Genomic DNA, 13,061 nt, shown 5'->3' with positions numbered 1-13,061 from the left:
TTAAGAAAATATGCCATAAAAGTCACCCTCTTATAGTATAGCACCATAGCACCATAAAAGTAAGTATAAAAAAAGAAAATTTGTCAAGTTTTTTAAAACAAAGAAAAAAAGCCAGCAAATATGCTGACTTGAGGATAAAATATATTTCATTAACTCTCAAAAAATAAAGTGCTAAATCCTAAAGACGGGCACTATAAAAATCATAAAATTTGACAAAAAAATAAGCCGTAAATGGCTTAAATAAAGGATTTGTATTAAAACACTAAAAAAAGAAGTGTAAAACTCCCGACAAAAAAGAAAAAAGTACTTGCAAATTTGTGCTACATGTATATAATAAGACTTATAAAATCATATAATGATATATAATCAATTATCATTTTTAAGGAGGAATTATGAGAGACTTACATGCATCACAGATTAAGGCCGCAGTTGAGGCAGTGAAAGCCAGAAAGGAGGTCAATGAGGTTTATTTCGTCGCTTGTGGCGGATCCCAGGCAGTGCTTATGGCTGGACAGTATATGTTCGATAAGGAGAGTTCGATCCCTTCCCACGTATACACCGCGAACGAGTTCGTATATGATACGCCGAAGCGTCTCAATGAGAACTCCGTCGTGATTTCCTGCTCACATTCCGGAAACACACCGGAGACCGTAGAGGCAACGAAGCTTGCACGTTCCAAGGGCGCCCTTACGATCTGCTTATCCAACCTCGAGGGTTCTCCACTCTGGGAGGCAGCAGAGTATCCTGTTCACTATGACTGGGGTAAGGAAGTAAGCGATTCTGATAAGAATAAGGGTATCCTTTACGGCTTACTTTTCAGCCTTCTTTCCGTACTCGCTCCAGATGCGAAGTGGGATGTATGCCTGAAGGAGCTCGAGAAGCTGACCGATCTTTCTGCACAGGCGAAGGCACAGTACGATGCACAGGCGAAGGCATGGGCGAAGCGCAACAAGCGTGAGAAGACCATCTACACCATCGGCAGCGGCATCAACTATGGTGAGGTTTACTCCACCGCGATGTGCTGGTTCATGGAGATGCAGTGGATCAACTCCGGATGCATCCACTCCGGTGAGTACTTCCATGGCCCGTTCGAGGTAACCGATTATGATGTTCCATTCATGCTTGTAAAGTCCATCGGTCACACCAGACACCTCGATGAGCGTGTAGAGAACTTCGCAAAGAAGTTTACAGAGGATCTGCTCGTACTCGATCAGAAGGATCTCGATCTTTCTACGGTAGCTGATGAGGCGAAGCCATATGTTGCAGCCATCCTTACCGGCGTGGTGATCCGTCACTTCGTAGAGGCGATCGCCTTCGAGCGTGGTCACTCACTCGATGTTCGTCGTTATATGTGGCAGATGCAGTACTAAGATACAGTATGAAGAGGAAAATATATGTCGCTTAAACTGGTTATTTTTGATGTAGATGGACTGCTGCTCGATACAGAGAGGGTATGGCAGGATGTATGGTATGATACGGCAAGAGACTTCGGGATCGACGACTGGAAGAGAGAGGACTTTCTGAATGTGGTTGGTCGCAGTGGACAGCCGGTGTATGATTACATGGAAGAGTTGTTCTGTGGACGCTGCTCCACAGAGGAATTCATGAAAGTCGCCCGTCAGCATGGAGTAGAGCGTCTGGAGCGTGAGCTCACCGCAAAACCGGGTGCCGTGGAACTCCTGAACTGCATCAAAAAGGCCGGACTTCCGTGTGCGGTAGCGACCGCCACCAGTCGATCACTGACGGAGGAGCGCCTGACTCGCTTACAGCTCATACAGTACTTTGACTATATCTGCTGTGGTGATGAGGTCGTCGAGCGGAAGCCTTCGCCGGAAGCGTACCTGAAGGTGCTTGCGAAGATGAATACAGCACCGGAGGATGCACTGGTTTTCGAAGACTCGAAGGTGGGCGTCCAGGCAGCCTGGAATGCCAGGATCCCGGTCATCATGGTGCCGGATCTGATGCCGCCGACGGAAGTCCAGAAGCGACAGGCCATAAAGATTATCGCCTCTTTATCAGAGGCTGTTCCAATCATAGAAGAATTAAGTAAGGATGGTACGAAACATGAAAGATGCATTTGATGTGCTGATGATTACACATGCAGGATTGTGCAAGGGATATGCAGATGCATTGAAGCTGATCCTGGATATCGACGAGGATGATTTCGGGACGCTGTCGTTCGAAAACGGAGAGTCACTGGATGACTTTTCAGAAGCAATCCGTGCGACGATCGAGGAGAGATATAAGGATCGGAATCTGGTCGTCCTTCTGGACCTTCCGGGAGGATCGCCGGCGAATACCGCCTTACCATTCATGAGCTCGTCGAGAAAACTGATCGCGGGTGTAAATCTCCCGCTGGTACTGGAAATCATGGCAATGAAGAAGAGCGGTACGACATGGGAGGAGCTGGACCTCGATGATACCTGTAAGAGTGCAGCCCAGAGCATCGTACTGTACAACAACTTTTTAAATGGAGGAAATGTATGATTAAGTTAGTTCGTGTAGATCATCGTCTTTTACATGGCCAGGTGATTTTTTCCTGGACCAAGCAGGTAGGCACCAACTATATCATCGTCGCCGATGATAAGGTTCCGAATGATCCGATCAGCATGATGGCGCTCAGCATCGCGAAGCCGGTGGACTGTGAGCTTAGTATCATTCCGTTTTCACAGCTTCGGAAGCTGGTGGATGAGAATGCCAGCAAGAATATCATGATCATCGTAAAGGGACCGGCAGAAGCACTTCAGCTTGCGAAGGAGCTTCCAGAGGTGACCGAAATCAATTATGGCGGTGTGGCGAAGAAGGCCGGTTCGAAGGAGTACGGTAAGGCCGTGTACTTAAATGAAGCAGAGCTGAAGGCCACCCAGGAACTGATTTCGATGGGAAAGAAGATCTATATTCAGATGGTGCCATCCTCCCCGATCGAGCATGCATCATTTGAGAATTAAAAAAGGAGATGTCGTATGCTGATTAAAGCGATCTTACTCGGTTTAGTTGGTATCGTCGGTGTCATCGACTCCAGATTGATCGGACGTCAGAACATCGGCAGACCACTGATCCTGAGTACACTGGCAGGCCTCGTATTAGGCGATGTCAGACAGGGTGTAATTTTAGGTGCATCCCTGGAACTTATTTCCATGGGATTTGTAGCGATCGGAGCAGCCGGACCACCAAACATGCAGTTCGGAAGTATCATCGCCACTGCGTTTGCGATTCTTTCCGGTGCCTCCACGGAAGCGGCACTGACCATCGCCGTTCCGGTCGCCGTCATTGGCGAGTTCCTGAGTGTCATCATGCGTATGGTGATCGCGCAGTTCTCTCATGTAGCGGATAAGGCCATCGAGAACGGACAGTTCAAGAAGGCGATTCATATCCACCTCTGGTGGTCCTTCGGCTTCAACGCGCTGGTTTACTTCATCCCGATCTTCCTGACCGTTTACTTCGGTACGGATCTAGTTACGAACCTGGTAGCTGCGATTCCGCAGGTCATCACGAACGGCCTCACAGTCGCTGGTAACCTCTTATCGGCCCTCGGATTTGCGATGCTGCTGAGTTCAATGCTGTCGAAGAAGATGTTCCCGTACTTCCTTCTCGGCTTCCTGATCGTCGCATATTCCGGTCTCAGCCTGATCGGTGTGACCATGTTCGCCGCGATCCTGGCATTCATCCTGGATAAGGTTCTGTATGGAAAGGGGGCAAATGCATAATGGAAAATCAGAAAGCATTAAAGAAGGTAAGCGATAAAGACTTACGTAAGGTCTTCCTGCATTCCCTCGCGATTATGTGCTCATGGAACTATGAGCGTCAGATGCACATGGGCTTCATGTATGGCATGGCACCGGTGCTTGACAAGCTGTATGCAGATGATGAGGAGAGAAAAAAGGAAGCGTATCAGCGGCATATGGAGTTCTTTAACTGCACACCGCAGCTGACACCGTTTATCATGGGCCTCGCCGCTTCCATGGAGGAGCAGAACGCAAATTCAGAAGAGGGTGAGTTCCAGACCGAGTCGATCTCCATGATCAAGACCAGTCTGATGGGGCCGTTCGCCGGCATCGGTGACAGCTTCTTCCAGGGAACCATCCGAATCATCACCTTCGGTATCGGCCTTTCGTTCGCACAGCAGGGCAGCATCCTGGGACCGATTCTCGCAGTACTGCTGTTCGCGATTCCGTCATTGCTGTTTGCCTACAATGCAACCTTCTTCGGCTACAGGTCAGGTAATAAATACCTCGCGAAGCTGTACCAGGAAGGACTTATGGATCGCGTAATGCACTTCGCATCCATCGTCGGTCTCGCCGTCGTCGGCGGTATGGTAGCCAGCATGGTGTCCGTCACCACGCCGCTTACCTTCTCCACCGGTGGTACGAATCTGGTCATCCAGGATATGCTGGATTCCATCATCCCGAAGATGCTTCCGTTCGTATTTACGCTGGGCATCTACAATCTCGTTCAGAAGAAGGTCAATACCAACGTCCTGCTGATCGGCATCGTCCTCTTCGGCATGGTCATGGGTGCACTGGGCATTCTCTAAACAGAGCGATACACTTCTTTAAAATACCACAGGGCACTGTGGCATACCCCTGAAAAAATATCCAGACTTCCTGCATGCATAGTGAATTCGAGATCCGGAAAGTACTATACCGTGCGGGAAGTTTTGTTTATAATGAGAACTTATTTACATGATGACTTAGATGACATGGTGACGTATGCAGGAATCCCGCTTATTTGCAGAGGGGACTTACGTATGAGCTCACGCAGTGAAAAGAAAGGATAGATAAAGATGAAAGAATTTACATATGTGATCAAGGAAGAACTCGGACTGCATGCGAGACCAGCCGGACTGCTGGTGAAGGAAGCGAAGAAGTTCCAGAGCGCTACGACGCTCGCGGCGAAGGGAAAGACCGCAGCTGCCGGCAAGCTGATCGCCATCATGAGCATGGGCGTCAAGCAGGGCGATGAGGTGACCGTGCAGGTCGAGGGTCCGGATGAGGATGCTGCGTTCGAGGCACTCGAGAAGTTCTTCCAGGAAAATCTGTAATTCATCGATCGATATAGAATCTGAGGGGACAGGAAATGGAAAAATACATCGGAAAGTCCGTTTATAAGGGAACGGCGATCGGTCCGATCAATGTTCTGAAGAAGAGTGATGGCATCGTAAAGCGTCAGCATGTCGAGGATGTAGCGGCAGAGCTCCAGCGTCTCGAGGATGCGAAGAAACAGGCGCAGGCCCAGCTCGGCGCGCTTTATGAGAAGGCGCTTCAGGAGGTTGGCGAGGTGAACGCGCAGATCTTCGAGGTGCATCAGATGATGCTCGAGGATGAGGACTACCAGGATGCGATCCACTCGATGATCGAGACGGAGGAGCTCAATGCTGAGTACGTGGTGGCGGTCACCGGAGATAACTTCGCCGAGATCTTCGCGAATATGGATGATGAGTACATGCAGGCACGTTCCGCGGATGTGAAGGATATCTCGAATCGTCTGATCCGGAATCTGAGTGGTGAGGAGGAGCTCGACTGGGCGCATATGGAACCGTCCATCATCGTGGCGGATGACCTGACACCGAGTGAAACGGTGCAGATGGATAAGCGTAAGATCCTTGCGTTCGTCACCGTCCATGGCTCGACGAACTCCCATACCGCGATCCTCGCGCGTATGATGAACATCCCGGCGCTGATCGGTGTGCCGGTGGAGCTCGACAGTCTCCATTCCGGTACGATGGGCATCGTCGATGGCAAGGATGCCGTGTTCTGCGTGGATCCGGATGAGGCAACCATCGCTGCTGCACACGAGATGCAGGCGAGGGCGGCAGAGCAGAAGCGGCTGCTTGCAAACTACAAGGGACGTCCTTCGGTGACGAAGAGTGGCCGGAAGGTAAACGTATATGCAAACATCGGCAGTGTTTCAGATGTCGCATATGTACAGGAAAATGACGCGGAGGGCATCGGCCTGTTCCGCAGTGAGTTCCTGTATCTCGGAAAGACCGCGCTGCCGGATGAGACTGAGCAGTTTAACACGTACCGTCAGGTGCTACAGACGATGGGCGGAAAGAAGGTGATCATCCGAACGCTCGACATCGGTGCGGATAAGAACGTCGATTACCTCGGACTCGGAAAGGAAGATAACCCGGCGATGGGGTATCGCGCGATCCGTATCTGTCTGAAACAGCCGGATGTGTTTAAGACACAGCTCCGCGCACTGCTTCGTGCGGCGAAGTACGGAAACCTCGCCATCATGTATCCGATGATCATCTCCGTAGATGAGGTGCTTCGGATCCGTGAGATCGTCGCAGAGGTGGCGGCAGAACTCAAGCGGGAGCAAATCCCGTATGCGATTCCGGAGCAGGGCATCATGATCGAGACGCCGGCAGCAGTGATGATCTGTGAGGAGCTGGCAGAGCTCGTCGATTTCTTCAGCATCGGCACCAACGACCTCACGCAGTATACACTTGCGATCGATCGCCAGAATGAGAAGCTGGACGAGTTCTATAATCCACATCATGAGGCGGTTCTTCGGATGATTCAGATGACCATCGATGGCGCGCATAAGGCGGGCAAGTGGGCCGGCATCTGCGGTGAGCTCGGTGCTGACACGACCCTGACGGAGCGTTTCGTCGAGATGGGCATCGATGAGCTGAGTGTCGCACCATCTATGGTGCTCAGCGTGCGCAGTAAGATTTGTGAGATGGCGTAACGCCGTTCATAGCACGAAAAACAGAAGATAAATAAACGATAAATAAACGAAGCGAAGGGGCAACCACACGAGATGTGTCGGTGCCCCTTCTGAACTTTATGGAGATAAATCTGTGATTGTGTTTGTGCTGGTTCTGGCTGAAGCGTCCTTCTGTTGTGGATCGAAGCTCAGTTCGACTTGATCTTCTCGTCCATGACCGTGGAGTCGTTTGTGGAAACGACATAGGTGACGCGATCACAGCGGACCGTCGTCAGCGAGTAGTGGATCGGCTTACCATCCTGATCATAGCTGATTTTATGAATCGAAAACAGCGGGTCGCCGACGTTGCACTTCAGAGTATCTGCGCTGTGGCTCTGCGCAGCCTTTCCGTCGATTTCGAGGACGGAATGATTCGGCCGGATATGATAGCACTCATCCATCACCTGGTAGAACGAGCGATCTTTCGAAAGTGTCGTGATGAAGTCCGGGAAGCGGGCATCCTCGATGTAGATCTTATCGATCGCGATCGGTTCGTTATCCTGCCAGACCAGACGCTCGATGTAGACGACCTTCGTCCCCATCGGAATCATCAGCTTCTCTGCGATATCCTCATCCGCGTTCAGGAACGATGCCTGGATGATATCGTGTCTGGACGCGTGTCCAAGGCTCGACAGACTTTCCTTGAAGCCGCTGGTCTTATTCAGATACAGCTTGTCCTTCTTGAAATTGATGAAGGTGCCCTTTCCCTGGACCTTATTGACATATCCCTCATCGGATAAATTCTGTATCGCCTTTCGAATCGTGATTTTACTCACATTATACTGGTCACTTAGCTCGTTCTCCGTCGGAAGCTTATCTCCCGGCATGTACTGCTTCGACAGGATACGGTTTTTAATATCTGCCTCCACCTGCAGATACAGCGGCTTGCTGCTATCCATGATCATCATTGTTTCCATCTCCCCTTCGCATCAGCATGATATAATTAAATGCCATATCATCATATTGTACCAAGTCGCTAGCGCGACGGCCAGCCCCAGATACAATTTTTGTTGTTAGTTTTTTTAAGAAAATATGCCATAAAAGTCACCCTCTTATAGTATAGCACCATAGCACCATAAAAGCAAGTATAAAAAAGAAAATTTGTCAAGTTTTTAAAACAAAGAAAAAAGCCAGCAAATATGCTGACTTGAGGATAAAATATATTTCATTAACTCTCAAAAAATAAAGTGCTAAATCCTAAAGACGGGGATGGAGAACGCTTCAGCTCCGGCGCATCCGATACAGATGTAGCAAAGTGGGTTGACAGCCTTGCTATTTCCATATCGCAATGATAAAATAAATACAAATTCGATTGGATATCAGGTGGTTCGAAAATATCAGAAAATGGAAGGATGTGTGCCGGTATGGGAATGTTTGTGAATTCTGGAAACGCTGCATTTCAGGTTGCGTTAAACTCTGAAATATATGTAGATAAAACAGGTTTGCTGAACTATACAAACCACGTTATGGATACCACTTCCAAATTCATTTGCAACAGCCGTCCGCGCAGATTTGGAAAGTCTATTACAGCAGACATGCTCACGGCCTATTATAGCAAGGGCTGCGATTCTACAGAGATGTTTTCCAACCTGGAAATTGGAAAAAGTGCAGATTTCCGGAACTATTTAAATCAGTATGATGTCATTCATTTGGATGTCCAGTGGTGCATGGAACCAGCTGGCGGTGCGGAATATGTTTTAAGATACATGGTGGAGCAGACAATCAGGGAACTTCGGGAATATTATCCGAAAGAACTGTCAGAACCAATTACATCACTTCCGGAAGCATTGTCCCGCATCAATACGGCAACAGGGAAAAAATTCATTGTAATCATGGATGAATGGGATGTTTTGATCCGTGATGAGGCCACCAACAAAAAGGTGCAGGAAGAATATATCAATTTTCTGCGTGGACTTTTTAAGGGAACGGAGCCTACCAAATACATTCAGCTCGCGTATCTTACCGGGATTTTACCAATCAAAAAGGTGAAAACGCAATCAGCACTTAATAATTTTGATGAGTTCACAATGCTGGATGCGAAGATTTTCGCTGATTATACAGGTTTTACCGAGTCAGAGGTAGCCGGGCTTTGTGCGAAATACCATGTGGATTTTGATGAAGTAAAACGCTGGTATGACGGATATCTGTTGAAGGATACGCAGGTTTACAATCCAAAAGCGGTTGTTGAGGTCATGAAATGGAAACAGTTTCAGAGCTACTGGTCTGATACCAGCTCATATGAAGTGGTTGTTCCATTGATCAATATGGATTTCGATCATTTAAAGACGGACATCATCGAGATGCTGTCTGGAGCATCCGTTCCGGTCAATATAAAGTCATTCCAAAACGACACAATAAATTTTGCGAACAAAGATGATGTACTTACGTATCTGATTCATCTGGGGTATCTTGGATACAACCAGAACGACAAAACCGCTTTTGTTCCGAATGAAGAGATACGCCAGGAACTTACTGCGGCCGTGCAGAGTACGAAATGGGACGAGTTTCTTGCATTCCAGAGAGAATCCGGGGAATTGCTGGATGCAACACTGGATATGGAAGCAGATGTGGTGGCTGAAAAAATGGAAAAGATCCATATGGAGTATGTGTCTTCCGTTCAGTATCACGATGAAAATTCCTTGAGCAGCGTGCTGACGATTGCATACCTAAGTGCCATGAAGTATTATTTCAAGCCGATCCGGGAAATGCCTGCAGGGCGGGGATTTGCAGATTTTGTATTTATTCCAAAGCCGCAATACGCAGAGAGTTATCCGGCGCTGGTGGTGGAACTGAAATGGAACAAAGCTGCCAAAACTGCGATGCAGCAGATCAAAGACAAAAAATATCCGGATTCCATCGCACAGTTTTCGGGGCAGATCCTGCTGGTGGCTGTGAATTATGATAAAAAGACGAAAGAGCATCAGTGTCAGATTGAAATGCAGTCGAAATAACCGGCTTCAGAAAATGAAGCCGGAAAACGGGATTGCAACACATTTCATCCGGTAAAGAACTATATTGTCTGAATACAGAAACAAACAGAGCAGCTACAGCCGATAACCGGTTGCAGCTGCTCTGTTATATTTAGACTAATTTTTCATGCAGCTATTACTATGTTAATTTTACCATAAAGGTTGAATCCTTGCAAGAAAGGGGAAAAAGCATATAAAAAATTGAAACTTTCAAAAATAAATTCCACCGCCCGCTTGGGGCATGCGGAATTTAGCCTTGCACATCAAATATTCAGAGGTCTCTTTTCCATGTCATAAACTCAGATTTTAATGGAGTGCATATAACAATATTTTTATATCTTGATGCAAAAATGTGGGAAAAACCGCAGGGCAGGACCGTAGTTGCTCCGGTACCTGCGGTTTTTTCCTGCGACCACAACGGTACTGTACGGAACTTTCAGTTTAGAAAATGCCTACCGTGTGTCATGACACAATTCTGTCAATAGCTTGACTTCTTTTTTTATATTCAGTAAAATGATGCTATATGTAAATCAGAGGTAAGAATTTTGTATAGCATATCGGGGAGGCGCCAGCAGCGCATCCGTTGATTGGTCCGGTGGGGGCAGAATTCGATGCAGGAAAGGTGAGGACATTCATGAAATTAAATCGTACGACTCAGCGGACAATAGAAATTCTGGAGATCATTTCCCAGAAGCCGGAGGGTGCTTCCTTAGACGAGCTGTGCGACCGTCTGGAACTTCCAAAGACCAGTGCATACGACATTGTCACGACGCTGGAGGCGCTTGGCATGGTCCATGCGGACTGGGGACAGAAGAAGCGCTACACCATTGGCCTTACGGCATACCGGATCGGCATCAACTACACGAACAACTTAAATATCATGAATGTGATGGAGCCGGAATTAAAACAGTTTGCCCATGAAATCGGGAAGACGGTGTTTTTTGGGGTACGCTCCGATTGTGAGGTCGTTTACATTTGCAAGTTTGAGCCGGAAAATCCGATCATCACCACGGCGTCGGTAGGAAGCCGCATTCCATTGCATTGTACATCTCTCGGCAAGGCAATCTTAGCTTACAGTGAGCCGGATATTCAGCAGCAGCTTCTTAAGCGTATGAATTTTGTGAAAAAGACAGAACGCACCATTACCGACCCGGTGCGGCTTATGGAAGAGCTGGAACAGGTGCGTGGGCAGGGCTATGCGCTGGATGCGCGGGAGATGGAGGAGCATGCGGAGTGCGTGGGTGCACCAGTATTTGGGGCAGATGGAAGTCTGGTTGGTGCTGTCAGTGCCTCTACATTATACCGGGATGCGGTCAACTATGAAGAGCTGGGGCGTATTGTTTCCAGAAAGGCAAAGCAGCTATCCGGAATGCTTGGATATGTCGGAAGAAAGTAGTTGTCCTGGCACAGCATGCAAATGAAAAGAAAAGAAAAGAATAGAGGACCGGAGAGACAAAAGTCAGATTCGGACTGAAATGGAAGAAAACAGGTTCAGGAGAAGGAGAGAAGAATATGCGAAAAGAACAGGTTTTATCCAGAATGAAAGAAGAATGCCTGGTTGCGGTGATCCGTGCGAAGAACCGCGGACAGGGGGAGAAGGTTGTGGAAGCCGTAATTGAGGGCGGCATTCATTTCATTGAGATCACCATGACGATGGACGAGGGAAACCCGATTGAATTTCTTGCGGCCATGGCAGAAAAATACCGGAACGATGACCGGATCGTGATCGGCGCTGGTACGGTTCTGGATCCGGAAACTGCAAGGGCGGTAATCCTGGCAGGTGCAAATTATGTGGTGAGTCCGGGAATGAATCTGGACACCATTAAGCTCTGTAACCGGTACCGTGTGCCGATGCTGCCTGGGGTTATGACTCCGACGGAGGCGATTACTGCTCTGGAAGCCGGCTGCGATGTCATCAAGCTGTTCCCGGGAAATATTCTGGGACCGGCGGCGATCAGCTCTTTCCGCGGACCGCTTCCGCAGGGCAATTTTATGCCGTCTGGCGGTGTCGATGTGGATAACGTAGATAAGTGGATCAAAGCAGGTGCTTATGCGGTTGGAACCGGAAGCAGCCTGACAAAAGGCGCAAAGACTGGCGATTTTGCGGCGGTAACGGCAAAGGCGAAAGAGTTTGTGGAAGCAGTGGCGGCAGCAAGGGCACTGTAACAAGCGCATACAAGACAAACGGACAGGAATACTGGCTGCAACAAGATTCCCTGGTGAAAACATCGAACTAGACAAAATGGCAGCCAGGTGGAGGAGAAGACATGGCAAAGATTGTGACTATGGGGGAGATTATGCTCAGATTATCGACCCGGGCAATGAAAAGTTTATTCAGGCAGATGAATTCGATATCAATTATGGCGGAAGCGAGGCCAATGTGGCAGTGTCACTGGCAAATTACGGGTACGATACGGAGTATGTTTCTGCAATCCCGGACAACCCGATCGGGGACTGTGCGGTGGCAGCGCTGCGCAAATACAATGTAGGAACAAAGTACATTTCCAGAAGCGGAGACCGTCTGGGCATTTATTATCTGGAGCCGGGGTCTTCCGTGCGTCCGTCCAACATCGTATACGACCGTGCAGGTTCCTCTATTGCCTGCGCAACAGCGGATCTCTTCGATTTTGATGCCATTTTCGCAGATGCGGACTGGTTCCATTTTACCGGTATCACCCCGGCACTTTCAGACAGCGCAGCAGCGCTCACGGAGGCAGCGCTGAAGGCAGCGCGGGCGCATGGAGTCACCGTGTCCGTGGACTTAAATTTCCGTAAGAAGCTCTGGAGCCAGGAAAAAGCACGTGAGGTTATGACAAACCTGATGCAGTATGTGGATGTCTGCATTGGAAACGAAGAAGATGCAGAAAAGGTTCTTGGCTTTAAGCCAGAGGGCAGCGATGTCATGTCTGGAAACCTGGAGCTCGCCGGGTATATGAATATTTTCAGCCAGATGGCAGATAAGTTTGGTTTCCGTTATATTGCAAGTTCACTCAGGGAGAGTCACAGTGCTTCTAATAATGGCTGGTCCTCCTGCATCATGGACGGAAAAACAAAAGAATTCTATCATTCGAAGAAATATACCATCGCACCGATCGTCGACCGTGTGGGTGGTGGCGATGCGTTTACCTCCGGGCTGATCTGCGGATTATTGGAGGGAAAGGATATGAAGACTGCGCTGGAATTTGGTACGGCCGCAGCAGCGTTAAAGCATACCATTCCGGGTGATTTTAATCTGGTAACCCGCGCTGAGGTAGAAAAGCTGGCAGGTGGGGACAGCTCCGGTCGCGTGCAGCGCTGATCCGCTATAACAATTTGATTAACTTAATAGGGCCGTGTGAGTTTGCCTTTCGGCAACTCACACGGCCCCTTTGTCATATA

General features: G+C 48.7%; 12 protein-coding genes and 1 pseudogene. 12 read left to right on the top strand and 1 reads right to left on the bottom strand.

Features of this window, described 5'->3' with window-relative positions:
- Positions 1 to 392 precede the first annotated feature (392 nt).
- The 8 genes from DXA97_RS18855 to ptsP all read left to right on the top strand — a co-directional run bounded on the left by DXA97_RS18855 (position 393) and on the right by ptsP (position 6,696).
- A complete protein-coding gene (locus DXA97_RS18855) occupies positions 393 to 1,370 on the top strand; it encodes an SIS domain-containing protein (protein ID WP_118300514.1) in 978 nt (325 codons plus the stop codon).
- 24 nt (positions 1,371 to 1,394) lie between these two features.
- The gene (locus tag DXA97_RS18850) at positions 1,395 to 2,081 is read left to right on the top strand and encodes an HAD family phosphatase (RefSeq protein ID WP_118721404.1); all 687 of its coding nucleotides are present in this window, start codon (positions 1,395 to 1,397) and stop codon (positions 2,079 to 2,081) included.
- Entirely contained in the window at positions 2,065 to 2,487 is a 423-nt protein-coding gene (locus DXA97_RS18845) for a hypothetical protein (protein ID WP_243107766.1), read from the top strand. The genes DXA97_RS18850 and DXA97_RS18845 overlap by 17 nt, the downstream gene beginning before the upstream one ends.
- A complete protein-coding gene (locus tag DXA97_RS18840; RefSeq protein ID WP_008704986.1) occupies positions 2,484 to 2,948 on the top strand; it encodes a PTS sugar transporter subunit IIB in 465 nt (154 codons plus the stop codon). The genes DXA97_RS18845 and DXA97_RS18840 overlap by 4 nt, the downstream gene beginning before the upstream one ends.
- A 15-nt stretch (positions 2,949 to 2,963) precedes the next feature.
- Positions 2,964 to 3,707 carry a PTS sugar transporter subunit IIC gene (locus tag DXA97_RS18835; RefSeq protein WP_118300512.1) on the top strand — a complete coding sequence of 248 codons (744 nt, stop codon included), beginning with the start codon at positions 2,964 to 2,966 and terminating at the stop codon, positions 3,705 to 3,707.
- Positions 3,707 to 4,534 carry a PTS system mannose/fructose/sorbose family transporter subunit IID gene (locus tag DXA97_RS18830; RefSeq protein WP_054355261.1) on the top strand — a complete coding sequence of 276 codons (828 nt, stop codon included), beginning with the start codon at positions 3,707 to 3,709 and terminating at the stop codon, positions 4,532 to 4,534. The genes DXA97_RS18835 and DXA97_RS18830 overlap by 1 nt, the downstream gene beginning before the upstream one ends.
- A gap of 249 nt (positions 4,535 to 4,783) precedes the next feature.
- Positions 4,784 to 5,041 carry an HPr family phosphocarrier protein gene (locus DXA97_RS18825; protein ID WP_008704982.1) on the top strand — a complete coding sequence of 86 codons (258 nt, stop codon included), beginning with the start codon at positions 4,784 to 4,786 and terminating at the stop codon, positions 5,039 to 5,041.
- A gap of 35 nt (positions 5,042 to 5,076) precedes the next feature.
- On the top strand, positions 5,077 to 6,696 hold the full coding sequence (gene ptsP, locus DXA97_RS18820; RefSeq protein ID WP_118721403.1) for a phosphoenolpyruvate--protein phosphotransferase: 1,620 nt from the start codon (positions 5,077 to 5,079) through the stop codon (positions 6,694 to 6,696).
- A 167-nt stretch (positions 6,697 to 6,863) separates the two neighbouring features.
- Here ptsP and DXA97_RS18815 read toward each other — a convergent pair whose 3' ends face one another.
- Positions 6,864 to 7,622, bottom strand: coding sequence for a GntR family transcriptional regulator (locus tag DXA97_RS18815; RefSeq protein ID WP_243034890.1), 759 nt, complete (start codon positions 7,620 to 7,622; stop codon positions 6,864 to 6,866).
- Positions 7,623 to 8,078: 456 nt separating this feature from the next.
- Between DXA97_RS18815 and DXA97_RS18810 the strand changes: the two genes are divergently transcribed.
- The 4 genes and pseudogenes from DXA97_RS18810 (at position 8,079) to DXA97_RS18795 (ending at position 12,981) form a co-directional block, all read left to right on the top strand.
- Positions 8,079 to 9,665 carry an AAA family ATPase gene (locus DXA97_RS18810; protein WP_118721402.1) on the top strand — a complete coding sequence of 529 codons (1,587 nt, stop codon included), beginning with the start codon at positions 8,079 to 8,081 and terminating at the stop codon, positions 9,663 to 9,665.
- 652 nt (positions 9,666 to 10,317) lie between these two features.
- On the top strand, positions 10,318 to 11,079 hold the full coding sequence (locus DXA97_RS18805; protein WP_118721405.1) for an IclR family transcriptional regulator: 762 nt from the start codon (positions 10,318 to 10,320) through the stop codon (positions 11,077 to 11,079).
- Between the two features lie 116 nt (positions 11,080 to 11,195).
- On the top strand, positions 11,196 to 11,849 hold the full coding sequence (locus tag DXA97_RS18800; protein WP_118721401.1) for a bifunctional 2-keto-4-hydroxyglutarate aldolase/2-keto-3-deoxy-6-phosphogluconate aldolase: 654 nt from the start codon (positions 11,196 to 11,198) through the stop codon (positions 11,847 to 11,849).
- A gap of 101 nt (positions 11,850 to 11,950) precedes the next feature.
- Positions 11,951 to 12,981, top strand: a pseudogene (locus DXA97_RS18795) (sugar kinase).
- Positions 12,982 to 13,061 lie beyond the last annotated feature (80 nt).

It is taken from the genome of Clostridium sp. OF09-36, assembly GCF_003481985.1.
Classification (GTDB): Bacteria; Bacillota; Clostridia; order Lachnospirales; family Lachnospiraceae; genus Brotaphodocola.
The sequence above is the reverse complement of the archived record's forward strand: the minus strand, read 5'-3'. Positions and strand labels throughout refer to the sequence as shown.

Excerpts from the sequence above, each read along its gene's own strand:
- DXA97_RS18855 (WP_118300514.1), top strand. The coding sequence starts at position 393 with ATGAGAGACTTACATGCATCACAGATTAAGGCCGCAGTTGAGGCAGTG.
- DXA97_RS18850 (WP_118721404.1), top strand. The coding sequence starts at position 1,395 with ATGTCGCTTAAACTGGTTATTTTTGATGTAGATGGACTGCTGCTCGAT.
- DXA97_RS18845 (WP_243107766.1), top strand. The coding sequence starts at position 2,065 with ATGAAAGATGCATTTGATGTGCTGATGATTACACATGCAGGATTGTGC.
- DXA97_RS18840 (WP_008704986.1), top strand. The coding sequence starts at position 2,484 with ATGATTAAGTTAGTTCGTGTAGATCATCGTCTTTTACATGGCCAGGTG.
- DXA97_RS18835 (WP_118300512.1), top strand. The coding sequence starts at position 2,964 with ATGCTGATTAAAGCGATCTTACTCGGTTTAGTTGGTATCGTCGGTGTC.
- DXA97_RS18830 (WP_054355261.1), top strand. The coding sequence starts at position 3,707 with ATGGAAAATCAGAAAGCATTAAAGAAGGTAAGCGATAAAGACTTACGT.
- DXA97_RS18825 (WP_008704982.1), top strand. The coding sequence starts at position 4,784 with ATGAAAGAATTTACATATGTGATCAAGGAAGAACTCGGACTGCATGCG.
- ptsP (WP_118721403.1), top strand. The coding sequence starts at position 5,077 with ATGGAAAAATACATCGGAAAGTCCGTTTATAAGGGAACGGCGATCGGT.
- DXA97_RS18815 (WP_243034890.1), bottom strand. The coding sequence starts at position 7,622 with ATGATGATCATGGATAGCAGCAAGCCGCTGTATCTGCAGGTGGAGGCA.
- DXA97_RS18810 (WP_118721402.1), top strand. The coding sequence starts at position 8,079 with ATGGGAATGTTTGTGAATTCTGGAAACGCTGCATTTCAGGTTGCGTTA.
- DXA97_RS18805 (WP_118721405.1), top strand. The coding sequence starts at position 10,318 with ATGAAATTAAATCGTACGACTCAGCGGACAATAGAAATTCTGGAGATC.
- DXA97_RS18800 (WP_118721401.1), top strand. The coding sequence starts at position 11,196 with ATGCGAAAAGAACAGGTTTTATCCAGAATGAAAGAAGAATGCCTGGTT.